General features: G+C 67.5%; 19 protein-coding genes. 6 read left to right on the top strand and 13 right to left on the bottom strand.

Going from position 1 to position 22,317, the window contains the following annotated elements:
- Positions 1–2 precede the first annotated feature (2 nt).
- On the top strand, positions 3–1,106 hold the full coding sequence (locus ACFJGT_RS04020) for an NAD(P)/FAD-dependent oxidoreductase (RefSeq protein WP_377846109.1): 1,104 nt from the start codon (positions 3–5) through the stop codon (positions 1,104–1,106).
- A gap of 148 nt (positions 1,107–1,254) precedes the next feature.
- Here the strand turns inward: ACFJGT_RS04020 and eda are convergent, their stop codons facing one another.
- The 8 genes from eda to ACFJGT_RS03980 all read right to left on the bottom strand — a co-directional run bounded on the left by eda (position 1,255) and on the right by ACFJGT_RS03980 (position 9,695).
- A complete protein-coding gene (eda, locus tag ACFJGT_RS04015) occupies positions 1,255–1,899 on the bottom strand; it encodes a bifunctional 4-hydroxy-2-oxoglutarate aldolase/2-dehydro-3-deoxy-phosphogluconate aldolase (protein ID WP_199084690.1) in 645 nt (214 codons plus the stop codon).
- A gap of 39 nt (positions 1,900–1,938) precedes the next feature.
- Positions 1,939–2,625 (bottom strand): 6-phosphogluconolactonase, encoded by a 687-nt coding sequence (locus tag ACFJGT_RS04010; protein ID WP_377846107.1) that lies wholly within the window; start codon positions 2,623–2,625, stop codon positions 1,939–1,941.
- A complete protein-coding gene (gene zwf / locus ACFJGT_RS04005; RefSeq protein ID WP_377846105.1) occupies positions 2,625–4,127 on the bottom strand; it encodes a glucose-6-phosphate dehydrogenase in 1,503 nt (500 codons plus the stop codon). The genes ACFJGT_RS04010 and zwf overlap by 1 nt, the downstream gene beginning before the upstream one ends.
- A 172-nt stretch (positions 4,128–4,299) precedes the next feature.
- On the bottom strand, positions 4,300–5,052 hold the full coding sequence (locus ACFJGT_RS04000; RefSeq protein WP_377846102.1) for an ABC transporter ATP-binding protein: 753 nt from the start codon (positions 5,050–5,052) through the stop codon (positions 4,300–4,302).
- A complete protein-coding gene (locus tag ACFJGT_RS03995) occupies positions 5,049–5,906 on the bottom strand; it encodes an ABC transporter ATP-binding protein (protein ID WP_377846100.1) in 858 nt (285 codons plus the stop codon). The genes ACFJGT_RS04000 and ACFJGT_RS03995 overlap by 4 nt, the downstream gene beginning before the upstream one ends.
- A 4-nt stretch (positions 5,907–5,910) precedes the next feature.
- A complete protein-coding gene (gene nikC, locus ACFJGT_RS03990) occupies positions 5,911–6,816 on the bottom strand; it encodes a nickel transporter permease (RefSeq protein ID WP_377846098.1) in 906 nt (301 codons plus the stop codon).
- Positions 6,817–6,826: 10 nt separating this feature from the next.
- On the bottom strand, positions 6,827–7,891 hold the full coding sequence (locus tag ACFJGT_RS03985; protein ID WP_377846096.1) for an ABC transporter permease: 1,065 nt from the start codon (positions 7,889–7,891) through the stop codon (positions 6,827–6,829).
- A gap of 211 nt (positions 7,892–8,102) precedes the next feature.
- On the bottom strand, positions 8,103–9,695 hold the full coding sequence (locus ACFJGT_RS03980) for an ABC transporter substrate-binding protein (protein WP_377846094.1): 1,593 nt from the start codon (positions 9,693–9,695) through the stop codon (positions 8,103–8,105).
- Positions 9,696–9,941: 246 nt separating this feature from the next.
- Between ACFJGT_RS03980 and ACFJGT_RS03975 the strand changes: the two genes are divergently transcribed.
- From ACFJGT_RS03975 to ACFJGT_RS03965, 3 genes are read left to right on the top strand one after another with little or no spacing between them, the layout of a single operon-like run.
- Positions 9,942–13,343 carry a DUF2126 domain-containing protein gene (locus ACFJGT_RS03975; RefSeq protein ID WP_377846092.1) on the top strand — a complete coding sequence of 1,134 codons (3,402 nt, stop codon included), beginning with the start codon at positions 9,942–9,944 and terminating at the stop codon, positions 13,341–13,343.
- A gap of 6 nt (positions 13,344–13,349) precedes the next feature.
- Positions 13,350–15,872 (top strand): circularly permuted type 2 ATP-grasp protein, encoded by a 2,523-nt coding sequence (locus tag ACFJGT_RS03970; RefSeq protein WP_377846090.1) that lies wholly within the window; start codon positions 13,350–13,352, stop codon positions 15,870–15,872.
- Positions 15,869–16,747, top strand: a complete 879-nt coding sequence (locus tag ACFJGT_RS03965) for a transglutaminase N-terminal domain-containing protein (protein ID WP_377846088.1) — start codon at positions 15,869–15,871, stop codon at positions 16,745–16,747. Before ACFJGT_RS03970 ends, ACFJGT_RS03965 begins: the two co-directional genes overlap by 4 nt.
- Positions 16,748–16,751: 4 nt before the next feature.
- On the opposite strand, the gene ACFJGT_RS03960 is transcribed toward ACFJGT_RS03965, so the two are convergent.
- On the bottom strand, positions 16,752–17,114 hold the full coding sequence (locus tag ACFJGT_RS03960) for a winged helix-turn-helix transcriptional regulator (protein ID WP_377846086.1): 363 nt from the start codon (positions 17,112–17,114) through the stop codon (positions 16,752–16,754).
- A gap of 99 nt (positions 17,115–17,213) precedes the next feature.
- On the opposite strand from ACFJGT_RS03960, the gene ACFJGT_RS03955 reads away from it, so the two are divergent.
- Positions 17,214–18,227 (top strand): zinc-binding alcohol dehydrogenase family protein, encoded by a 1,014-nt coding sequence (locus ACFJGT_RS03955; RefSeq protein ID WP_377846083.1) that lies wholly within the window; start codon positions 17,214–17,216, stop codon positions 18,225–18,227.
- Between the two features lie 57 nt (positions 18,228–18,284).
- On the opposite strand, the gene ACFJGT_RS03950 is transcribed toward ACFJGT_RS03955, so the two are convergent.
- Together ACFJGT_RS03950 and ACFJGT_RS03945 are read right to left on the bottom strand one after the other, a co-directional pair.
- On the bottom strand, positions 18,285–19,730 hold the full coding sequence (locus ACFJGT_RS03950) for an aldehyde dehydrogenase family protein (protein ID WP_377846081.1): 1,446 nt from the start codon (positions 19,728–19,730) through the stop codon (positions 18,285–18,287).
- Between the two features lie 116 nt (positions 19,731–19,846).
- Entirely contained in the window at positions 19,847–19,999 is a 153-nt protein-coding gene (locus ACFJGT_RS03945) for a hypothetical protein (RefSeq protein WP_173047845.1), read from the bottom strand.
- Positions 20,000–20,170: 171 nt separating this feature from the next.
- Here ACFJGT_RS03945 and ACFJGT_RS03940 point away from each other — a divergent pair, with 171 nt between their 5' ends.
- Positions 20,171–20,659 carry a pyridoxamine 5'-phosphate oxidase family protein gene (locus tag ACFJGT_RS03940; protein WP_377846078.1) on the top strand — a complete coding sequence of 163 codons (489 nt, stop codon included), beginning with the start codon at positions 20,171–20,173 and terminating at the stop codon, positions 20,657–20,659.
- 5 nt (positions 20,660–20,664) lie between these two features.
- Here the strand turns inward: ACFJGT_RS03940 and ACFJGT_RS03935 are convergent, their stop codons facing one another.
- Together ACFJGT_RS03935 and ACFJGT_RS03930 are read right to left on the bottom strand one after the other, a co-directional pair.
- Positions 20,665–21,315, bottom strand: a complete 651-nt coding sequence (locus ACFJGT_RS03935; protein ID WP_377846076.1) for a phosphatase PAP2 family protein — start codon at positions 21,313–21,315, stop codon at positions 20,665–20,667.
- A gap of 92 nt (positions 21,316–21,407) precedes the next feature.
- Positions 21,408–22,307 (bottom strand): diacylglycerol/lipid kinase family protein, encoded by a 900-nt coding sequence (locus ACFJGT_RS03930; RefSeq protein ID WP_377846074.1) that lies wholly within the window; start codon positions 22,305–22,307, stop codon positions 21,408–21,410.
- Positions 22,308–22,317 lie beyond the last annotated feature (10 nt).

Here is a 22,317-nt window from a genome sequence, read left to right as displayed (position 1 = left end):
CGATGAGCGACATCGATTGTCTGGTGATCGGGGCCGGCGTCGTCGGCCTCGCGGTCGCCCGCGAGCTGGCGCTGGCCGGACGCGAGGTCGTCATCGCTGAGGCTGCCGAAGGCATCGGCACCCAGACCTCGGCCCGCAATTCCGAGGTCATCCATGCCGGGATCTATTATCCGCCCGGCTCGCTGAAGGCCCGCGTCTGCGTCGCGGGCCGTGAGCTACTCTACCGCTACCTTGGGGAGCGTGGCTTGCCGCACAAGGCCTGCGGCAAGCTGATCGTCGCCACCTCCGAGAGCCAGAAGCCGGCGCTGGAGACTATCATGGCTCGCGCGCAGGCTTCCGGCGTCGACACGTTGCGCTGGCTTTCCGGCGCCGAGGCGAAGGCGCTGGAGCCAGAGGTGCGCTGCGAGATCGCCTTGCTCTCGCCCGAGACCGGCGTGGTCGACAGCCATGCGCTGATGCTGTCGCTGCTCGGCGAATGCGAGGCGGCCGGCGGCTCGCTTGCCTTGAACACGCCGATCACCGGCTGGCGGCGCGAGGCGGAAGGCTTCAGCGTCGATTTCGGCGGCGACGATCCCGCGACCTATTCGGTTCGGACCGTGGTCAATTCGGCCGGCCATGGCGCGCCGAAGCTGCTCGGCCTGCTCGACGGCTTTCCGGCTGAGCATGTGCCGGTGCAGCATTATGCCAAGGGCAATTACTTCGCGCTGACCGGCAAGCAGCCGTTCAGCCATCTGGTCTATCCGGTGCCGGAAGCGGCAGGGCTCGGCATCCACGCCACGATCGACATGGGCGGGCGGGTGAAGTTCGGGCCGGATGTCGAATGGGTCGAGAGCGATCAGGATCTGGTGGTCGACCCGGCGCGGGCGGAGAAGTTCTACGCGGCTATCCGGACCTACTGGCCGGGGCTGGCGGATGGGGCTTTGGTCGCGGATTACGCCGGCATCCGGCCGAAGCTGCACGGACCGACCGAGCCCATGCCGGATTTCCGCATCGACGGACCGGAGGTGCATGGCGTGGCCGGGTTGGTCAACCTGCTGGGGATCGAGAGCCCGGGGCTGACCAGTTCGCTGGCGATTGCCGAGATGGTGCGCGAGAAGCTGTCATAGGGTGTCATCCCGCACGCGCTGCGGCACGCAGTGCTGCTGCGCAGATGCGGGATCGTTCTCAGGAAAAGGCGCCTTCTCGTCACGCGGTCCCGTGTCTGCGCAGCAGCGTTACACGCTGCAGCGCGCACGGGATGACAGCCGCGAGTGATTACCCCCGCGCCTTCACGAACGCTTCCTTCGCCTCACGGGCCAGCGTCTCGATCCGCTTCCAGTCACCGGCCGCGATCGCATCGGCCGGGACCAGCCAGGAACCGCCGACGCAGATGACCTGCGGCAGGGCGAGATAATCGCCGAGGTTCTTCAAGCCCACGCCGCCAGTCGGGCAGAAGGTCATCTGCGGGAATGGGCCGGAAAGCGCCTTCAAGGCCGGGGGACCACCCGCCTGCTCGGCCGGAAAGAACTTCGCCGTCGTGCGCCCGGCCGCGACCGCGCGCATGCAATCGGACGCCGTGGCGACGCCCGGCAGCCAGGGCAGGCCCGCCTTGCGCAGGGCCTCGTCGACGCTCTCGCTGAAGCCGGGGCTGACCACGGCCTGCGCGCCGGCATCCTTGACCTGCTGGGCCTGCGCCGGCGTTACCACCGTGCCGGCGACCGCCAAAGCCTTCGGCACCGATTTCGCGATGGCCGCCAGAGCTTCCATCGCAGCGGGACGGCGCAGCGTGACTTCGACGACATCGATGCCGCCGGCGACCAGCGCATGGGCGAGATCGACGGCGCGCGAGGCGTCCTCGATCACCACGACGGGGATCACGCCGCAGCTCTTCAACCGGGCAATCGCGGCAGTCTCGTCCATGGCCTCGTCTTTCAATCGATTTGAACTGGAAACCGGGCTCTACTCCTTCGCCCAGTAGACGTCGAGCCCTCGCGGGCTGCCGAGCAGAAGATCGACCGGCAGGGGCCGCTGCCCGCGCTCGGGGGCGGCCTTGAGCACGGCTTCCTTGGCGGCGCCGGAGACGAGCAGGCTCGCCCAGCCCGCGCCGAGCAGGCGAGCAGGCGAGAGCGACAAGCGCGGCGGCAGGCCCGGCGGGCGCGCGACGACGATGCCGCTATCCGGCACCGCATTGAAGGCAGCCTCCCCACCCGGAAAGAGCGAGGCAATATGCCCGTCCGCGCCCATGCCGCTGACGAGCAAGTCGATATCAGGCAATTCGGCGAGCTTCGTACAGAGCACGGCGGCGGCAGCCTCTATGTCGCTGCCATGATCGTGGAAGGACAGGAAGGCGGCGCGCCCATCGGCCAGAGGGGCAAATTGCGCGCGGATCATGCGCTCGTTCGAGGCGGCGTCATCGGCCGCGACGAAGCGCTCGTCGGTCGGCAGCAGCGTGACCTCCTCCCAGGCCAGATCATGTCGGCCGAGCGCGGCGAGGAAGCCGGCCGGTGTCGTGCCACCGGGCACGGCGAGAAGCGCCCTGCCCTGCCCTGCTAGCAAATCCTTCAGCCGGATCGCGACGGCCTCTGCCAGCGCCTCCGAGGCATCGGCCAGCGTGGCGAAGCGGTGCCAGGCGAGCGGGCCGGCCATCAGACCAGATCCGGATCGGCCCAGGAACGGCCGTCACGCTCGATCAGGCCGATCGCCTGCGACGGGCCCCAGGAGCCGGCGGCATAGCGATGCGGATGCGGGTAGTAATCCTGCCAGCCGGCGATGATCGGATCGACCCAGGTCCAGGCCTGCTCGACCTCGTCGCGATGCATGAACAGGGTCTGGTCGCCGCGGATCACGTCCGTCAGCAGACGCTCGTAGGCGTCCGGCGTGCGCTCGTCGAAGGCGGTGGAATAGCGCAGGTCGAGCTGGCGTGGCACGATCTTGAGCCGGCCGGAGCCCGGCACCTTCATCATCAACTGGAGCTGCACGCCGTCGTTCGGCTGCAGGCGGATGAAGAGGCGGTTGGCGTCGAGCCGGTCTCCGCCGCCATTGCCGAAGATCGAATGCGGCACAGGCTTGAAGGTGACGGCGATCTCGGAATAGCGCTGCGCCATGCGTTTTCCCGTGCGCAGGTAGATCGGCACGCCGGCCCAGCGCCAGTTGTCGACCTCGCAGCGGATGGCGACGAAGGTCTCGGTGTTCGAGGCGTGGCCGAGCTCGTCGGCGTAGCCCTTGACGCGCTGGCCGTCGATCTGGCCGGGTCCGTACTGCCCGCGCACGGTATAGCGCTGGACATCCGGCCCGACGATCGGGCGCAGCGCCTTCAAGACCTTGATCTTCTCATCGCGGACGGCGCCCGCCTCCAGCATGTTCGGCGGCTCGATGGCGAAGAGGGTCAAGAGCTGCATGAGATGGTTCTGGACCATGTCGCGCATATGCCCGGACTTGTCGTAATAGCCGGCGCGCTGCTCCAGGCCGACCGTCTCGGCCACCGTGATCTGGACATGATCGATGTCACGGCTCGACCATGTCCGCTCGAACAGCGTGTTGGCGAAGCGCAGGACGAGCAGGTTCTGCACGGTCTCCTTGCCGAGATAATGATCGATCCGGTAGGTGCGGCTTTCCGGCAGGATGCGCGCGACGGCATCGTTGATCGCCCGGGCCGAAGCGAGATCGCGCCCGAGCGGCTTCTCCAGGATGACGCGCGAGGTCGGCGTCAGGATATCGGCCTTGGCGAGGTTTTCGCAGATCGGGATGAAGAGGTCCGGCGGCGTCGAGAGATAGAAGGAGCGGACGCGGTCGCTATCTCCCAGCGCCTTCTTCAGGGTCTTGTAGGTCTCGGGCTTCAGTGCATCGAGCAGCACCATGGTCAGCCTGCGCAGGAAAGGCTCGACCTGGTCCTTGGGGATGCCCTCCTCGTCGAGGCGCTTGGCGATCTGCTTCGGCAGGCCCTCGACATCCTCCTCCTTGCGGACGATGGCGAGGATGCGGCTCTCACCGGGCAGCACGCCCTCGCGGTTGCGCTGCGCGAGTGCCGGGAAGAGCTTGCGCAGGGCGAGATCGCCGCCCGCGCCGAAGATCACGAGATCGAACGGCGGGACTGGCGTCCGCTCCGGAATGGTCTCGGGCCGAAGCGCGTTGTCCACGATGGCGTCCATAGGTCCTGTAACTCCGTCAGGCGGTGCCGGTTCGCTGGACCGGCGCGAAGGCCTCGCCAGCCGGTCGCAATCCGAACCGGACACGAAGCAGCTAGCGCAAGGCTGCGACCAGAGTGAGACGGATTTGCCGCGCTGCAAAGAGGGCGCGGCGCAGGGCCGCTGCCCTCATTGATCAGCCCGCGCGCCGGAAGCCCGCGCTCGCGGTCAGCAATTGCTGGGCATAGGCCGTCTGCGGCTGGCGCGCGGCCAGCGTCTCGACCGTCATTTCCTCGACGGCGCGGCCGAACTGCATGACCAGCAAACGCTCGCACATATGGCCGACGACCGAGAGGTCGTGGCTGACGAGGATATAGGTCAGCTTGCGCTCCTGCCGGAGCGCCGCGAGCAGGTTCAGCACCTCCGCCTGGATCGAGACGTCGAGCGCCGAGGTCGGCTCGTCCAGCAGCAGGATCGAGGGTTCTAGCACCAGCGCCCGCGCGATCGCGACGCGCTGGCGCTGGCCGCCCGAGAGCTGGTGCGGAAAGCGGAAGCGGAACGAGGCCGGCAAACCGACATCGGAGAGCGCCTTGCCGATGCGGACCTCGGCACTGTCCAGGCCATGGATGGCGAGCGGCTCGGCCAACGTGTCGTCGACCGTCTTCTTGGGATGCAGCGAGCCATAGGGGTCCTGGAAGACCATCTGGACGTTGCGGTAGAAGGCCTTGTCGCGGACCTTGGGCTGCACCGCGCCCTCGATCGTGACATTGCCGCTCCATTCCCGGTTGAGGCCGGAGAGCACGCGCAAGACTGTCGACTTGCCCGAGCCGGACTCGCCGACGAGGCCGTAGCTCTCGCCCTTGCGGACGTCGAAGGAGAGGTCCTTCACGACATGGGAATCGCCGAAGGAGACGTTGAGCTTGTCGACGGAGATCGCTGCGTTCGTCATGCCAGCCACGCCGGGTCACGGTTGAGGGTGGCGAGCTTCGCCCTGGGATGGTCGAGGTCCGGCAGGCATTCGAGCAGGCCGAGCGTATAGGGATGGCGGCGGCTGCGCGCGGCCGTGTCGGCGAGCTCGGCCGCCGGCAGCGTCTCCATGACCTTGCCGCCATACATGACGATGACGCGGTCGCAGAAGGACTGCACCAGATGCAGATCGTGGCTGATGAAGATCAGCCCCATGCCGCGCTCGGTGACGAGATCGTCGAGGATCTTGAGGATCTGGAGCTGGACGGTGACGTCCAGCGCCGAGGTCGGCTCGTCGGCGATCAGCACCTCCGGCTCGGCAATCAGCATCATCGCGATCATGACGCGCTGGCCCATGCCGCCCGAGACCTCGTGCGGGTAGAGATCGTAGACGCGGGCGGGCTCGCGGATCTGCACCTGCTCCAGCATGGCGAGGCTGCGCTCGCGCGCTTCGCGGGTGCCAGCCTTGCGGTGGATGCGATAGGCCTCGGCGATCTGGCTGCCCACGGTCTCGACCGGGTTCAGCGAGAATTTCGGGTCCTGCATCACCATGGAGATATGGCGGCCGCGCAATTTGCGGCGCGCGCCCTTGTCCATCGCCGTCAGGTCCTGCCCGCGGAAGCGCATACGGTCGGCGCTGACGACGCCCGGATGCGGGATCAGGTCGAGGATGGCGCGGCCGGTCATCGACTTGCCCGAGCCGGATTCGCCGACGATGCCGAGGCGCTCGCGGCCGAGCGTGAAGGACAGGCCGCGCACGGCGCGGACGATGCCGGTCGCCGTATGAAAATCGACCTTGAGATTGTCGACTTCGAGAAGAGGCTGTTCGCTCGTCATCGACTTACCTCGCATCCATGACGTCGCGGAGCCCGTCGCCGAGCAGGTTGAAGCCGAGCGCGACAATGCAGATCGCGACGCCGGGGAAGGTCGCGACCCACCACTGGTCGAAGATCTGCTCGCGGCCGGCCGAGATCATCGCGCCCCATTCCGGCATGGGCGGCTGCGCGCCGAGGCCGAGGAAGCCGAGGCCGGCGGCGGTCAGGATGATGCCGGCCATGTCGAAGGTGGTGCGCACGATCAGCGAGGACATGCACATCGGCACGACATGCTTCCAGATGATGCGCGCCTGCGAGGCGCCCTGCAGGCGCATCGCAGCGATGTAGTCCTGGTTGCGGATCACCATCGTCTCGGCGCGGGCGACGCGGGCGTAAGGCGGCCAGGTCGTGATCGCGATGGCGATGATGGCGTTGACGATGCCGGGGCCGAGCGCCGCGACGAAGGCCAGCGCCAGCACGAGGCGCGGGAAGGCGAGGAAGACATCGGTGATGCGCATCAGCAGACGGTCGACCCAGCCGCCGTAATAGCCGGAGATCGCGCCGATCAGCAGCCCGAAGGGGCCGACGGTGACGACCACCAGCAGCACGATGACCAGCGTGATCCGGGTGCCGTAGACGATGCGGCTGAAGATGTCGCGCCCGAGCGCATCGGTGCCGAACCAGTTGGTGGCCGAGGGCGGCATGAGCCGCTTGTCGAGCGCCTGGGCGATCGGATCGAAGGGCGCGATGACAGGCGCAAAGGCGGCGATCAGCAGCAGCAGGACGATGATGACGAGGCCCGCCACGGCCATCGGGTTGCGCTTGAAGGCGAGCCATTGCCGGTAGAGCTGGCCGAGACGGGCCTGGCGGCGCGACTCAGGTGAGTCGCTGATCAGCCAGGCATGCAGGCCGGGAGAGGAGGTATCGCTCATGTCCTGCTCCTCAGCGCACGCGCGGATCGGCCAGGCGGCCGATGATGTCGGTCAGCAGATTGACCGCGATGAAGACGACGCCGACCACCAGCGTGCCACCGAGCACCGCATTCATGTCGGCGTTGAGCAGCGCATTGGTGAGATAACGGCCGAGGCCCGGCCAGGCGAAGATCGTCTCGGTCAGCACCGAACCCTCCAGCAGATGCATGTAGGAGAGCGCGATCACGGTGAAGAGCGGCACGGCGGCGTTGCGCAGCGCGTGGCGCCAGATCACGGCGGTCTCGGAGACGCCCTTCACCCGGGCGGCGATGACATATTGCTGCTGCAGCTCGGTGATCATGAAGCTGCGCGTCATGCGGCTGATATAGGCGACGGAGAGCAGGCCAAGCACCAGCGCCGGCAGGATCAGGTGCGAGAGCGCGTCCCAGAACGCCTCCCATTCGCCCTCCAGCGCGGCGTCGATCATGATGACGCCGGTGCGGGTGGTGACGATGTCCTGCCAGACCACGGAAATACGGCCTGGGCCTGAGACCCAGCCGAGCTTGGCGTAGAACAGCAGCAGCGCCATCAGGCCGATCCAGAAGACCGGGACGGAATAGCCGACGAGGCCGACGACGCGGGCGACCTGGTCCTGCCAGCGGCCCTGGTTGACGGCGGCGAGGATGCCGAGCGGGACGCCGATGAGGACGCCGATCAGCGTACCCAGTGTGGCAAGCTCCAGCGTCGCCGGGAAGACGCGCTTGATGTCCTCGACGACCGGGTTCGAGGTCAGCACGGAGGTGCCGAGATTCCCGGTGAAGACCTTGCCGATATAGATGGCGAATTGCTGCCAGAGCGGCTTGTCGAGACCGAGCTCGATGCGCGCCGCCTCATAGGTCTCGGGCCGGGCGTTGTCACCGACCACCGCGAGCACCGGATCGATCGGGATCACGCGGGCGATGAAGAAGGTGACCAGCAGCAGGCCGAACATGGTGATGACCACGGTCGTCAGCTCGCGCGAAAGCGCGCGGCTCCAGCGGCCGAGCCTTCCCGACGCCGCCGCCTTGGCTGGGGGAGCTTGTGTCACGGCTGTCATGACCCGCCTCCGTTTCTAGAGTTCGTTGATTTTCACGGAACCACGGGGTCATCCCGGGCTTGACCCGGGATCCATTCCAGAGCGTGGCCGATGGCCGCTCAGGCATGGATCCCGGGTCTCCCTTCGGTCGCCCGGGATGACAATGCCCTACCGCCAAAGGAAATCCGCCGCGGCATCATGATGCCGCGGCGGTTCCCGGCCCTCACAGGCCTCAGTTCTTGACGATGGTGGCGTAGCGGTTGGTGTCGGAGCTCGGTCCGATGACCCAGCCGTTCACGTTCTTGCGCTCGGCCGAGACCTCGATCTGCTGGAACATGATGACGAAGGGCGAGACCTTCTGGTGCTCGCGCTGCAGACCTTCATAGGTGGTCTTGCGCTTGCCCGCGTCCGCTTCCAGCACGGCGCCTTGCGTCACCTTGGTCATCTCCGGGATGTTCCAGGCATTGCGCCAGGCCAGCGTCTTCGACTTCGCCTCTTCGCCATTGTCTTCGTTGATGGCGAAGGTCTCGGCATTGGTGTGCGGGTCGAGATAGTCCGGGCCCCACTGGCCGATATAGATGTCGTGGGTGCGGGCACGGTACTTGGTCAGGGTCTGCTTGCCGTCGCCGGGGACGATCTCCAGCTTGACGTTGGCCTGGGCCCAGGTCGCCTGGATCGCCTGCGCGATATCGGTGATCGGGGAGACCGAGCGGGTGTCCATGGTCACGGTGAAGCCGTTGCTGAGGCCGGCCTTGGCGAGCAGCTCCTTCGCCTTGGCGACGTTGAGCTGGTAGGGCTTGTCCGAGATCGCGCCGAGGAAGCCCTGCGGCAGGAAGGACTCGTGGCCCTTGTAGGTGCCCTCGAGGATGTTCTTCTCGATCGAGCCGTAATCGACCAGCAGCTTCAGCGCCTCGCGGACCTCGGGCTTGGCCAGGTTCGGGTTCTTCTGGTTCAGGCCGAGATAGAGGATGTAACCCTTGTCGCCCTGGACGATCTTGATCGCGTCGTTGGTCTTGACCGCCGCGAGCTGGTCCTTCGAGAGGTTGCGGGCGATGTCCACGTCACCCTTCTCGACGAGGAGGCGCTGCGAGGCCGGCTCGGCGACATGGCGCACGACGATGCGCTTGCTCTTCGGCGCGCCCCGGAACCAGGTCTCGTTGGCGTCCAGCGTATACTGCTCGTTCGGGCGGTAGCTGCGGACCTTGTAGGCGCCGGAGCCGGCCGAGTTCAGCTTCAGCCAGCCATTGCCCCAGTCGCCGTCCTTCTCGTTGGCCTTGACCAGCTTGGAATCGACGATGGCGGCGACGCCGGAGGTCAGGCAGTTATAGAAGAAGGTCGGCGCGAAGGGCTTCGAGACCGTGATCTGGACGGTGTTCTCGTCGACGGCCTTGACCTTGTCGAGCACGTTCTCAGCGACGAAGCCGAACTGGCGCAGGATGAAGCCGGGCGACTTGTTGAGCGTGACCGCGCGCTGGAAGGAATAGACCACGTCGGCGGCCGTCACCGGGTTGCCGGAGTGGAACTTGACGCCTTTGCGCAGCTTGAACGTGTAGGTCAGATTGTCGGGAGCGACGCTCCAGCTCTCGGCGAGATCCGGGATCAGCTCGTTGTTCTTGGAGATGTCGATGTTGATCAGCTTGTCGTAGACATTCGCGCCGACCTCGACGCCCGAGAACTCGAAAGCCTCGGCCGGATCGAGCGTGATGATGTCGTCGATCTGCTTGGCCATCACGATCGTGTCCTTCGGCGTCTGCGCGAAGGCGGCGGTGGTCGACATCAGGGCCGTAAAGGCCGAAACCGCCATCAATTTGGCTACGTGACGCATTGCGTTCCCCATCGTTCGTGTTGCGCGGGCGCTTGCCGCCCGTTGGGCGCTATCTGCAACCAGTCCGGTGTGACTGTCCAGTCGACCAACGGCGATCCGAAGGGCGGAGTGGATCATTTTGCACATCTCTTGAGCAGTAAGACGGGGCCTCAGCGCCATCCGGGCGCTCGCAACGCCTTGCGCATGCCAACCGCCTCGCTAACCTGACGTTGCAGGCGGCTATCGCCTCGGACTAGGGGGCGAAACTTGGCCATCATCGCCGCGCTGAACCATGCCACGCATTATCGCTACGACCGGCCGGTCACGCTCGGGCCGCAGATCGTGCGGCTGCGGCCGGCGCCGCATTGCCGCGCCGCGATCGAGAGCTATTCGCTGAAGGTCACGCCGGCGCAGCATTTCGTGAACTGGCAGCAGGACCCGGCCGGCAACTGGCTGGCGCGCTTTGTCTTTCCCGAACCGGTCATGGAATTCCGGATCGAGGTCGACGTCGTCACAGAGCTGTCGATCATCAATCCCTTCGACTTCTTCGTCGAGGCGCAGGCCGATACCTTCCCCTTCGCCTATACGCCGGAGCAGACCGAGGAGCTCGCGCCCTATCTGGCGAAGGAGCCGGCCGGGCCGCTGCTCTCGGCCTTCCTCGCCGAACTGCCGCGCGAACCGATGAACACGGTCAACTTCATCGTCGACCTCAACGCGCGCCTGCAGCGGCGGATCGCCTATGGCATCCGCATGGAGCCCGGCGTGCAGGAGCCGGAGCATACGCTTTCGATCGGCTCGGGCTCCTGCCGCGACACGAGCTGGCTTTTGGTCCAGGCGCTCCGGCATCTCGGCCTCGCGGCGCGCTTCGTCTCCGGCTACCTGATCCAGATGAAGGCGGACATCGACCCGCTCGAAGGCCCGCGCGGCACGGACAAGGACTTCACCGACCTGCATGCCTGGGCCGAGGTCTACATTCCCGGCGCGGGCTGGGTCGGGCTCGATCCGACCTCGGGGCTGCTCACCGGCGAAGGCCACCTGCCGCTGGCGGCAACGGCGCATTACCGCGCGGCCGCACCGGTCTCGGGCGTGGCGAGCTATGCCGAGACGACGTTCGACTTCCAGATGAGCGTGACGCGCGTGCATGAGGTGCCGCGCATCACCCTGCCCTTCTCCGATGCATCCTGGACCGAGCTCGATGCGCTCGGCGAGAAGGTCGAGGCCGATCTCAAGGCACAGGATGTCCGGCTCACCATGGGCGGCGAGCCGACCTTCGTCTCGATCGACGACCAGACTGGCGAAGAATGGAACATCGCCGCCGTCGGGCCAACCAAGCGCCAGCGCGCCGACACCCTGATCCGGCGCCTGCGCGCGCGCTTCGCGCCGGGCGGGATGCTGCATTACGGCCAGGGCAAATGGTATCCGGGCGAAACCCTGCCGCGCTGGGCCTTCGCCTTGTACTGGCGCCGCGACGGCCAGCCGATCTGGCGCAACGCCGATCTGATCGCCCGCGAGCCGGAGGCGCAGACAGGCGGCGACCGCGAGCTGGAGGTCACAGCGACCATCCGCGATGCCGAGGCCCTGGCGCAGGGGCTCTCCGAAAAGCTCGGGCTCGGCGCCGATTACGTCATGCCGGCCTATGAGGATACCGGCGTCTGGCTGCTCAAGGAGGCGCAGCTCCCCGACAATGTCGATCCGCTGGATTCGCGCCTCTCCGATCCGGAGGAACGTTCGCGGATGGCGCGGGTCTTCGAGCTCGGCCTCGGCAATCCGCGCGGCTATGTCATCCCGGTGCAGCGCTGGCAGGCCGGCGCGAGCGACCCGCGCTGGCGCTCCGAGAAGTGGAAGCTGCGCCGCGGCAAGCTCTTCCTCGTGCCTGGCGACTCGCCGGTGGGCTACCGTTTGCCACTGGGTTCGCTGCCGGTCGTGCCCAAGGCCGCGTATCCGCATATCTACCCGCAGGACCCGCTGGAGCCGCGCCCGCCATTGGCGGCGGCCGGGCCGGTCGGAGCGAGCTGGACCGATCATCCCGAAGCGCGGCCGGCAGAGCCGGCTTCCACGGAAGAGCGGCCCGGCCCCGCGCAGATGAGCATCGGGGCGACGGCCGCGTCAGGCCCCGTCCAGGACCGGCGCGAGCAGGAGATCGGCGGCGATCATGTCCGCACCGCGCTCAGCCTCGAAATCCGCGACAACGTGCTCTGCGTTTTCCTGCCCCCGGTCGAGCGGCTGGAGGATTATCTCGACCTCGTCGCCTCGGTCGAAGCCGTGGCGGAAGAGCTTGGCCAGCCCGTGCATATCGAGGGCTATGCGCCGCCCTTCGACCCGCGCCTCGACGTCATCAAGGTGACGCCCGATCCCGGCGTGATCGAGGTCAATATCCATCCGGCGACGGATTGGCGCGAGGCTGCGGCCATCACGCAGGGCGTCTATGAGGAGGCGCGGCTGGCGCGGCTCTGCGCCGAGAAGTTCATGGTTGACGGCCGCCATACCGGTACCGGCGGCGGCAACCATGTCGTGCTCGGCGGCGTGACCCCGGCCGATTCGCCCTTCCTGCGCCGGCCGGACCTGCTGAAGAGCATCATCCTCTACTGGAACCGGCACCCGTCCCTGTCCTACCTGTTCTCCGGCCTGTTCATCGGCCCGACCAGCCAGGCGCCGCGCATCGACGAAGCCCGGCAGGATGGGCTTTACGAACTGGAGATCGCGCTGGCGCAGGTGCCGAAGCCCGGCGAGAAGCCGATCCCGCTCTGGCTGGTCGATCGCCTGTTCCGCAATCTCCTCGTCGACGTCTCCGGCAACACGCACCGCACCGAGATCTGCATCGACAAGCTCTATTCGCCTGATGGCCCGACCGGCCGGCTCGGGCTCGTCGAGTTCCGCGGTTTCGAGATGCCGCCGGATGCGCGGATGTCGCTCGCCCAGCAATTGCTGCTGCGCGCGCTGATCGCCTGGTTCTGGCGCGAGCCGCTGGAGGGCAAGCTGGTCCGGTGGGGCACCGCCCTGCATGACCGCTTCATGCTGCCCGAGATGGTCTGGCAGGATTTCAAGGACGTGCTCGGCGATCTCCAGCGCGCCGGCTACGCTTTCGATCCCGTCTGGTTCGAGGCGCAGGCCGAGTTCCGCTTCCCCTTCTTCGGCAAGGTCGCGCATGGCGGCGTCGAGATCGAGATCCGGCAGGCGCTCGAACCCTGGCATGTCATGGGCGAGGAAGGCGCGATCGGCGGCACGGTGCGCTATGTCGACAGCTCGATCGAGCGCCTGCAGGTCAAGGCGACCGGGCTGGTGCCGGGCCGCCATCTCGTCACCTGCAACGGCCGGCGCCTGCCGATGACGCAGACCGGCACATCCGGCGAGGCCGTCGCGGCGGTGCGCTTCAAGGCCTGGCAGCCGGCCGCGGGCCTGCATCCGACGATCCCCGTGCATGCGCCCCTGACCTTCGACATCGTCGATCTCTGGTCCGGCCGCTCGCTCGGCGGCTGCGTCTATCATGTCGCCCATCCCGGGGGTCGCAATTACGAGACACCCCCGGTCAATTCCTACGAGGCGGAGGCAAGACGGCTCGCACGTTTCGAGTCGATCGGTCATAGTCCCGGCCCTCTGGCGATTCCGCCGGAGGAACGCAGCGCCGAATTCCCGCTCACGCTGGACCTGAGGCGCCCGACAGGGATTTAGCGCGAAATGCCGGTGCAGGGCCGCACCCGATCGGGACGCAGCAGGGCCGAGCGACGCGCGGCGCTGCTCGCCGGCTATCGCCCGCTGCCCGGCGTGTTCGACGAATTCATCGACGGCAGCGGCAATGTGCGCCCGCATTGGGAGCCGTTCCTGTCGGGATGGTGTGCGCTGTCGCCCTCCGAATTGACCCAGCGCTTCGGGCTCGCCGACCGGCATGTTCGCGACACCGGCGTCTCCTATCGCGTCCATGGCGATATCGACGAGCGCGATCCCGGCGTCGGCGAGCGGGCCTGGCCGCTCTCGCATGTGCCGCTCGTCATCCCCGAGGCGGAATGGCAGGTGATCGCCGCCGGCGTGACGCAGCGCGCCGAACTGCTCTCGACCGTTCTCGACGACATCTACGGGCCGGGCGAATTGATCGCGGAAGGCCATCTGCCGGCCGCCGTCGTCACCGGCACCCCCGATTACCTGCGCCCGCTTCACGGCATCGCGGGTGGCGGCACGCTCCAGCTCTATGCCGCCGATCTCGGCCGCGGCCCTGACGGACGCTGGTGGGTGCTGCAGGATCGCACACAAGCGCCGTCCGGCACCGGCTATGCGCTGGAGAACCGACTGGCGCTGGCGCGCGCCTTTCCGGACATGTTCCGCAGCATGAATATCGAGCGGCTGGCGGCCTTCTTCCAGAGCTTGCGGGCCGGGCTGGTCGCGCGCTCCAAGCGCGTCGAGCCGCGCATCGCGCTGCTGACGCCGGGTGCGCTCAACGAAAGCTATTTCGAGCAGGCCTATCTCGCACGCTATCTCGGCTTCCTGCTGGTCGAGGGCGGCGACCTGCTGATGCGCGACGGCCGGGTGCATGTGCGCACCATCGCCGGACTGAAACGGGCCGACGTGATCTGGCGGCGCATCGACGGCGATTTCGCCGATCCGCTGGAGCTCAACGCGCGCTCGGCGCTCGGCGTCGCCGGGCTGGTCGAGGCCGTCAGGCAGGGCCAGGTCCATGTCGCCAACGGGCTCGGCTCCGGCGTCGTCGAGGCGCGCGCCCTGATGGGCTTCCTGCCGGCGCTCGCCCGGCATGTACTGGGCCAGGACTTGATCCTGCCGAATATCGCGACCTGGTGGTGCGGGCAGCCGCAGGAACGCCGGACCGTGCTCGACCGGCTCGGCGAGATGAGCATTGCGCCTGCCTTCCGCGGCGCCGGCAATGGCGCGGATTCGACGCAGGTTGTCGCCGGGGAATTGCCGGAGGCGGAGCGCGCGGCCCTGCGGGAACGCATCGAGGCGCGCGGCATGGACTATGTCGGACAGGAGGTCGTCAGGCTCTCGACCATGCCGGTCTTCCAGAACGGGCGGCTCGAACCGCATCCGATGACGCTGCGCGTCTTCGCCGCCGCGACGCCGGACGGCTGGAAGGTGATGCCGGGCGGGTTCTGCCGCATCTCCGACGAGCCCGATGCCCGCGCCGTCAGCATGCGCAACGGCGTGCGCTCCAGCGACGTCTGGGTCACCTCGGAGGAGCCCGTCGCCCAGGTCAGCCTGCTGCCGACGCCGGACCGGGTCAGCATCCGCCGCGTCACCGGCACACTGCCGAGCCGGGCCGCCGACAACCTGTTCTGGCTTGGACGCTATCTGGAGCGCGGCGAGGCGACCTTGCGTCTCGTGCGAGCACTGCTCGGCCGGCAGATCGATCCCGATCCGGCTCCGGGGCGCAACGACACCGTGCGCCAGCTCGCCGGCATGCTCGTCGCCTCCGGTGCCGCACCCGGCGGGCAGGAGAAGCGGACACCGGCAGCGCAGGCCTATGCCGCGATCTACAGCCTGGACGATTATGGCTCGGCCGCCGCCTCGCTGCGCGAAGCCCGCCGCACGGCTTCCGTCATTCGTGAGCGCCTCTCCGTCGATGCCTGGCGGCTGTTCGGCGATCTCCAGCACCAGCTCGATCCCGAGGACGGCCGCAGGCCGAGCGAGGGCGAGACCTATGAGATCGCCGACCGGGCGCTGAAATCGCTCGCCGCCTTCTCCGGCCTCGGCCAGGAGAACATGGTGCGCGGCAATGGCTGGCGCTTCCTCGATATCGGCCGGCGCCTGGAACGCGGCATCGCGACCTGCCGCTTCGCCCGGCAACTCGCCGACAGCAACGCCTCCGGCGACAACCTGGACGCCTTGCTCGACCTGACGGATTCGCAGATCACCTACCGCTCGCGCTACCTGCTCGGCGCCAGCCTGCAGCCGGTGCTCGATCTCGTGATGCTCGATCCGTACAACCCGCGCTCCGTCGCCTTCCAGGTCGAGCGGCTCGATACCGAGATCGCCAACCTGCCGGCGCTTGCCGATGACGGCATGCTGGAGGCGCCCCGCCGGCTGGTGCTGCGGCTCGCGGCCGATTGCCGGACGATGGAGGCGAGCCGGCTCGACCGGACCAGCATCCTGCTGTTCGAGCAATTGCTGATGGGGCTCTCGGGCGCGATCGCCGATCGCTATTTCCTTCAGAACAGCGGCCCCGAAGGCTCGCGGATGACGAGCATCGCGTGATCTACGAGCTGCGCCACGTCACCACCTACGGCTACAGCCGGCCGGTGCCCTTTTCGCGCTGCATCCTGCGATTGCTGCCGCGCGACGGGGGCGGCCAGCGCGTGCTGAAGAGCGAATTGCTGATCACACCCCGCCCGGCCGAGCGCAATAACGGCATCTGCTTCTTCGGCAACCAGATGACCACGATCACCATCACCAAGCCGCATCGCGAGCTGAAGCTCGAGATGCGGGCGCGGATCGAGGTCGACCGGCCGCTGCCGCCCCATGCAGGGCTGACGCGGAACTGGGAGGATGTCGCTGTGCTGGCGCTCGATTCCCGGAGCCTCGCGCCGGATTCGCCGGCACATCACCTCTATCCCAGCCGGCTCGTGCCGCAGGTTCCGGTCGTGGTCGACTACGCACGGTCGAGCTTCGAGGCGGGACGCCCTGTGCTGGAAGCGGCCTGCGAACTGATGGCCCGGATCAGGCGCGATTTCACCTATGACCCCGAGGCGACGGAGGTGACGACGCCGCTGGCCGAGGCCTTCGAGCAGCGCCACGGCGTCTGCCAGGATTTCGCGCATATCATGATCGCCGGCCTTAGGGGGCTCGGCCTGCCGGCGGCCTATGTCTCAGGCTATATCCGCACCATCCCGCCGCCGGGCCAGAAGCGGCTCGAAGGCGCCGATGCCAGCCATGCCTGGGCGATGCTGTGGTGCGGGCCGGAGATCGGCTGGGTCGGGCTCGATCCGACCAACGACCTGATCGTCGCCGACGACCATATCGTCACCGCCTTCGGCCGCGACTATGCCGATGTCGCCCCGCTCGACGGTGTGGTGATCGGGCCGGGCACGCAGAAGGTCGGCGTCGCCGTTGACGTCGTCCCGGTCGGCTGAGCCTTCAGGCCGCCGCTTCTGCCGCCTGAGACTGCGGCGCGCGGGCATGCGCCTCGCCCCAGCTCTTCAGCGCCATGATCACCGGCTCCAGCGTCCGGCCTTTGACTGAGAGGCTGTATTCCACTCGCGGCGGCACTTCCGGATAGACGACGCGCACGATCAGGCCGTCCGCCTCCAGCTCTCGCAACTGCGTCGTCAGCATGCGCTGGGTGACGCCGGGAATGCGCCGGCGGATCTCGTTGAAGCGCAAGGTGCCGCCCATCAGGTGATAGAGCGCGATGCCCTTCCACTTGCCGCCGATCAGGCCGAGCGCCGCCTCGACGGGGCAGCCGGCCGAGCAATAGGGCTCCTTGAAGCGCGGCGGCATGACGGTATCCTTTTCGACACTATAGGCTGAAATTGTGCGTTCTTGCGTATTTTCGATGTTATGCGCATCTCGGCTGTATCGCAATGCAGGAGAGACGCCATGCGCGCCGTCGGATATCGCCAATCGCAACCCATCACGGCCGAGACCAGCCTGATCGATCTCGACCTGCCCGAGCCGAAGGCGGCCGGACGCGACCTCTTGGTCGAGGTCAAGGCGATCTCGGTCAATCCGGTCGACACCAAGGTCCGCGTTCGCAGCCAGCCGGCGGAAGGCCAGACCAGCGTGCTCGGCTGGGATGCGGCGGGCATCGTCAAGGCTGTCGGGCCGGAGGTGACCGGCTTCAAGCCGGGCGATGCCGTGTTCTATGCCGGGGCGATCGACCGGCCGGGCTCGAATGCGGAATTCCATCTCGTCGACGAGCGCATCGTCGGACAGAAGCCGAAGAGCCTCGGCTTCGCCGAAGCCGCCGCCCTGCCGCTGACCGCGATCACCGCCTGGGAAATGCTGTTCGACCGGCTCGACATCCGCAAGCCCGTGCCCGGCGCGGCGCATGCCCTACTCATCATCGGCGGCGCGGGCGGCGTCGGCTCGATCGCGATCCAGCTCGCGCGCCAGCTCACCGATGTCACGGTGATCGCCACCGCCTCACGGCCCGAGACCCGCGCCTGGGCGCAGGAACTCGGCGCGCATCATGTGATCGACCATACCAAGCCACTGCCGGCGCAGATCGCGGCGCTCGGCATCGGCGCGCCGGCCTTCGTCTTCTCGACGACGCATAGCGACACCCATCTGGAGGGCATCGTCGAACTGATGGCGCCGCAGGGACGGTTCGGCCTGATCGACGATCCGAAGACGCTCGATGTCAATCCGCTGAAGCGCAAGAGCCTGTCACTGCACTGGGAGCTGATGTTCACGCGCTCGCTGTTCAAGACCGCGGACATGAGCGAGCAGGGCAAGCTCCTGGCCGAGGTCTCGCGGCTGGTCGATGAAGGCCAGATCCGCACGACGCTGGCCGAGCATTTCGGCACGATCAACGCGAGCAATCTCAAGCGGGCGCATGCCCTGATCAAGAGCAACCGCGCCAAGGGCAAGATCGTTCTGGAAGGCTTCTGAACGAGAAGGGCCGCGCCTCGCGGCGCGGCCCTCGAATCGTCATCGGTTCCGAACCGATCAGGCCAGCGTGTAGGCCGTCTTGACCGTGGTGTAGAACTCCTTGGCGTAGGCGCCCTGCTCGCGCGGGCCGTAGCTGGAGCCCTTCCGGCCACCGAACGGGACGTGATAATCGACGCCCGCCGTCGGCAGGTTGACCATCACCATGCCGGCCTCGCTGTTGCGCTTGAAATGCGTCGCATGCTTCAGCGAGGTCGTGCAGATGCCGGAGGAGAGGCCGAACTCGGTATCGTTGGCGACGGCCAGCGCCTCGTCATAGTCCTTGACGCGGACGATGTTGGCGACCGGTCCGAAGACCTCCTCGCGCGAGATGCGCATGGCATTGGTGGTCTCGGTGAACAGCGCCGGGGCCAGGTAGAAGCCGGGGGTGTCGCGCTTCAGGAGCTCGCCGCCGAAGACCAGCTTGCCGCCCTCGTCCTTGGCGATCTGGATGTATTTCAGGTTCTGGTCGAGCTGGCTCTGGTCGACCACCGGCCCGATATGGGTGCCGGCCTTCAGCGCATCGTCGACGACGACGCTCTTGAGGCGCTCGATGCAGGCCTCGACGAACTTGTCGTGGATGCCGGCCTGGACGATCAGGCGCGAGGAGGCCGTGCAGCGCTGGCCAGTCGAGAAAAAGGCGCCGTTGACGGCAACCTCGACCGCGACCTTTAGGTCGGCATCGTCCAGCACGACGAGCGGGTTCTTGCCGCCCATCTCGAGCTGGACCTTCTTCATCGGGTTCGAGGCGATGCAGGCAGCCGCGACCTTGCGGCCGGTCCCGACCGAGCCGGTGAAGGAGATGGCAGAGACGTCCTTGTGCTCCAGCAGCGCCTGGCCGACGACCGAGCCGCGGCCCATGACGAGGTTGAGCGCGCCCTTGGGCAGACCGGCACGCTGAAGGATGTCGACCAACGCCCAGGCCGAGCCCGGCACCAGATCGGCGGGCTTGAGGACGACGCAATTGCCCCAGGCCAGCGCCGGCGCGATCTTCCAGGCCGGGATCGCGATCGGGAAGTTCCAGGGCGTAATCATGCCGACGATGCCGACCGCCTCGCGGGTGATCTCGACACCGACGCCGGGACGCACCGACGGAACCATCTCGCCGCCGAGGCGCAGGCACTCACCGGCGAAGAAGGCGAAGACCTGGCCGGCGCGGGTCGCCTCGCCGATGCCTTCGGCCAGCGTCTTGCCCTCCTCGCGCGAAAGCAGGCGGCCGAGCTCGTCCTTGCGGGCGAGGATCTCGTCGGAGGCCTTTTTCAGGATGTCGTAGCGCTCCTGCGGGGTGGAGCGGCTCCAGGCCGGGAAGGCGGCCTTGGCGGCGGCGACAGCGTTGTTCAGGTCCTCGGCCGAGCCTTGCGTGTACTCGCCGACGACGTCGTTCGTGTTCGAGGGGTTGATGTTGCGCGAGGCGTTGGACCCGCCGGCCCATTCGCCGGCGATGAGGTTCTTGAAGGGCGCGTTCATCTGGTTCTCCCACGACACAGGTTCGTGGTTCGGGTGTTAGCGCCTTTGCACCGGCAAGGCCAATGCCCTGGGCAGCCCGCTCCCCGTTGGCCGCATCGTGGGCCATGGCTACGGGGTTACTTCTCCTTGATCGACAGCCCGTTCTTGCCGACCGAGATCTCGACGCCATCGGGCTGCTTCTTCTCCTGGTAGAGCGAATAGCCGGTCACCGCGAGCGCGGCGACGAGGATGAGGACCAAAACGGCCAGGAGATTACGCGAGAGAGCCATGGACAATTCCCGATAATGGCGGCCGAGCCGCGAGCCCATTCACAACGCGGAGCGGGTCGCGATGTTCCCGACAAGTCGGGAACGATGCCTCTCGCGCGGCGTTGGCATGACGCACAGGCCGGTTTCCATGCGGGGCCGGGCGTGACAGGATCGCACCGGCAGGAGGTTGCCATGCCCGACACCGAACTGCAGGAACGCATCTGGGCGGCGCTGGCGGCGCACCCGGTCTACATGGTCTCGCTGGTCGCCGAGGGCGACATCAGGACCCGGCCGATGTCGGGACAGCTCGACCGCGACCACCATCGCCTGCTCTTCATCACGCACCGGCATACCGGCATCATCGGGGCGGCTCTGCGCTCGCCCTCCGTCAGCGTGGCGATCAGCCATGAGGACCGCAATTTCTACGCCGCGATCTCCTGCTCGGCCTCCGAGGTCCCGGGCCGCGAGACGCTGCGGCAGGTCTGGACGCCGATGGCCAGCGCCTGGTTCCCGAACGGGCCTGACGATCCCGACGCGACGCTGCTGGCGCTGACGCCGACCTCGGCCGAAATCTGGGACGGACCGTCGAGCAGCGTCCTCGTCGCCTTCAAGCTGGCGACCGCCAAGATCCTCGGCCGCACGCCCGATCTCGGCGTCAACGCCACCATCGACATGCGCTGAGCCGATCAGGCCGGATCGGAATCCGCCATCCTGCGGCCGAGCCAGGCCGTCGCGACGCTCGACCAGACGATGCCGAGGGCCCAGCCGCCGATGACGTCCGACGGCCAGTGCACGCCGAGATAGATGCGGCTCAGCCCGATTAGGCCGACCATGACCACGGCCATGATCATGCAGAAGCGGGCGATATCCGTCCGCCGCGAGGCGAGGCCGACGAATCCGGCGATGGTCAGCAGCGTCACCGCCGAGAGGAAGGCATGGCCGCTCGGAAAGCTCGCGGTGAAGGTCAAGGCGGCATGCTCGACGATATCCGGCCGCTCGCGAGCGATCGCGATCTTCAGGCCGGTGCTCGCCAGGAAGGCGGCGGCGAGGCTGACGACGAGCCCGATCGCGAGATGGCGATAGCCGCAGAGCCAGAGCGCCAGCGTCGCCGTCAGCGCCATGAAGAACAGGCCGATGAAGCTGCCGAGCGCCGTCATGTCGCGCACCGCCTCCTGGAACCAGGCCGGCCCGAGCGGAACCGCCGGATTGGCCGCGTCGCGGAACAGCATGATCAGCGTCGTATCGAGGGAGAAGCTGCGCCCGGAGACGATCAGCAGCGCCAGCCCGAGAAAGACGAGGGCCGCAGCGGCAGGAACCAGGATACGAGGCTGAGGCAAGAAAGGCGGTCTCCGGGATGGATCGGGGTGGAGATTAGCAGGGACTGGCGAGCGCCGAACAGGCGGCGTTCTGCCGCCCTGACCGGCTCCATTCACTGGCTTACGGGGCGCGCCGCGATCACCCGCAACGCCTTCGGCAGCAGGCCGTAGCTCAGCGGCCCGGCCTTGCGCTCGACCTCGCCGTCGAAGGTGATATGGCCGCGTCGCTTGTCGCGCCGGATCAGCGTCACGGCGTCGCCGGTGAAGGAGGTCAGGTTATGCGAGTCGCGCCAATGGCCCGACACCACCGAAAGCGCCGCCTTGCTGCGCGAATAGAGCCCGCCGGCATTGAGCACATGGACTTCGAATATACCGTCATCGAGCCTTGGGCGGCGCCAGTCCGCACCTTCGAAGCGGTTGACGGTGACCAGCACGGCATCCGCCTCGACGATGCGATGATCGTCGCCGACGGTGATGTCGAGCGTCACCGGCCGCGTGAACAGGATCGAGCGCGTCGCGGCGACGCCGAAAGCGGCAGCGCGGCTGAAGGGGAAGCGGCGGCGGGCATATTCGCGCTCGCGCGCCATCAGACTGAAGAAGCCCATGCCGGAGATCGAGTGGAACAGGCGATCGTTGACCCGGCCGACATCCATCTCGACCGGCTCCCCGCCACACAGCGCCGCAACCTGCTGCTCCAGCGTGCCAATCAGGCCGAGATCACGGCCGAGCACGTTCACCGTACCCATCGGCAGGATGCCGATCGGGCGATCGGCCTGGATCAGGACCGGCAGGGCGCCGTTGATCGTGCCGTCGCCGCCGGCCAGGACCGGCAGCGCATGCTGGTCCTCGATCGCGAGCGAGAGCGCGTCGTCAATCTCGCGCGGCGGCACGAGCTTGACCTCCGCGCCGCAGCCATGGTTGGCGAAAGCCGCCGCCAGCCGCGCTGCGAATGCATCGGCGCCGGCTTCGAGAACCGTTCCGGCGCGGGCATTGACGATGACGGTGTAGCGCATGGTGCTGAGG

The organism is Allobosea sp. UC22_33 (assembly GCF_042700715.1).
Lineage (GTDB): Bacteria > Pseudomonadota > Alphaproteobacteria > Rhizobiales > Beijerinckiaceae > Allobosea.
This window is presented reverse-complemented; position numbering and strand designations above follow the sequence as displayed.

Excerpts from the sequence above, each read along its gene's own strand:
- ACFJGT_RS03945 (WP_173047845.1), bottom strand. The coding sequence starts at position 19,999 with ATGGCTCTCTCGCGTAATCTCCTGGCCGTTTTGGTCCTCATCCTCGTC.
- nikC (WP_377846098.1), bottom strand. The coding sequence starts at position 6,816 with ATGAGCGATACCTCCTCTCCCGGCCTGCATGCCTGGCTGATCAGCGAC.
- ACFJGT_RS03980 (WP_377846094.1), bottom strand. The coding sequence starts at position 9,695 with ATGCGTCACGTAGCCAAATTGATGGCGGTTTCGGCCTTTACGGCCCTG.
- ACFJGT_RS04020 (WP_377846109.1), top strand. The coding sequence starts at position 3 with ATGAGCGACATCGATTGTCTGGTGATCGGGGCCGGCGTCGTCGGCCTC.
- zwf (WP_377846105.1), bottom strand. The coding sequence starts at position 4,127 with ATGGACGCCATCGTGGACAACGCGCTTCGGCCCGAGACCATTCCGGAG.
- ACFJGT_RS03955 (WP_377846083.1), top strand. The coding sequence starts at position 17,214 with ATGCGCGCCGTCGGATATCGCCAATCGCAACCCATCACGGCCGAGACC.
- eda (WP_199084690.1), bottom strand. The coding sequence starts at position 1,899 with ATGGACGAGACTGCCGCGATTGCCCGGTTGAAGAGCTGCGGCGTGATC.
- ACFJGT_RS03960 (WP_377846086.1), bottom strand. The coding sequence starts at position 17,114 with ATGCCGCCGCGCTTCAAGGAGCCCTATTGCTCGGCCGGCTGCCCCGTC.
- ACFJGT_RS03985 (WP_377846096.1), bottom strand. The coding sequence starts at position 7,891 with ATGACAGCCGTGACACAAGCTCCCCCAGCCAAGGCGGCGGCGTCGGGA.
- ACFJGT_RS03940 (WP_377846078.1), top strand. The coding sequence starts at position 20,171 with ATGCCCGACACCGAACTGCAGGAACGCATCTGGGCGGCGCTGGCGGCG.
- ACFJGT_RS03930 (WP_377846074.1), bottom strand. The coding sequence starts at position 22,307 with ATGCGCTACACCGTCATCGTCAATGCCCGCGCCGGAACGGTTCTCGAA.
- ACFJGT_RS03995 (WP_377846100.1), bottom strand. The coding sequence starts at position 5,906 with ATGACGAGCGAACAGCCTCTTCTCGAAGTCGACAATCTCAAGGTCGAT.
- ACFJGT_RS03970 (WP_377846090.1), top strand. The coding sequence starts at position 13,350 with ATGCCGGTGCAGGGCCGCACCCGATCGGGACGCAGCAGGGCCGAGCGA.
- ACFJGT_RS04010 (WP_377846107.1), bottom strand. The coding sequence starts at position 2,625 with ATGGCCGGCCCGCTCGCCTGGCACCGCTTCGCCACGCTGGCCGATGCC.
- ACFJGT_RS04000 (WP_377846102.1), bottom strand. The coding sequence starts at position 5,052 with ATGACGAACGCAGCGATCTCCGTCGACAAGCTCAACGTCTCCTTCGGC.
- ACFJGT_RS03950 (WP_377846081.1), bottom strand. The coding sequence starts at position 19,730 with ATGAACGCGCCCTTCAAGAACCTCATCGCCGGCGAATGGGCCGGCGGG.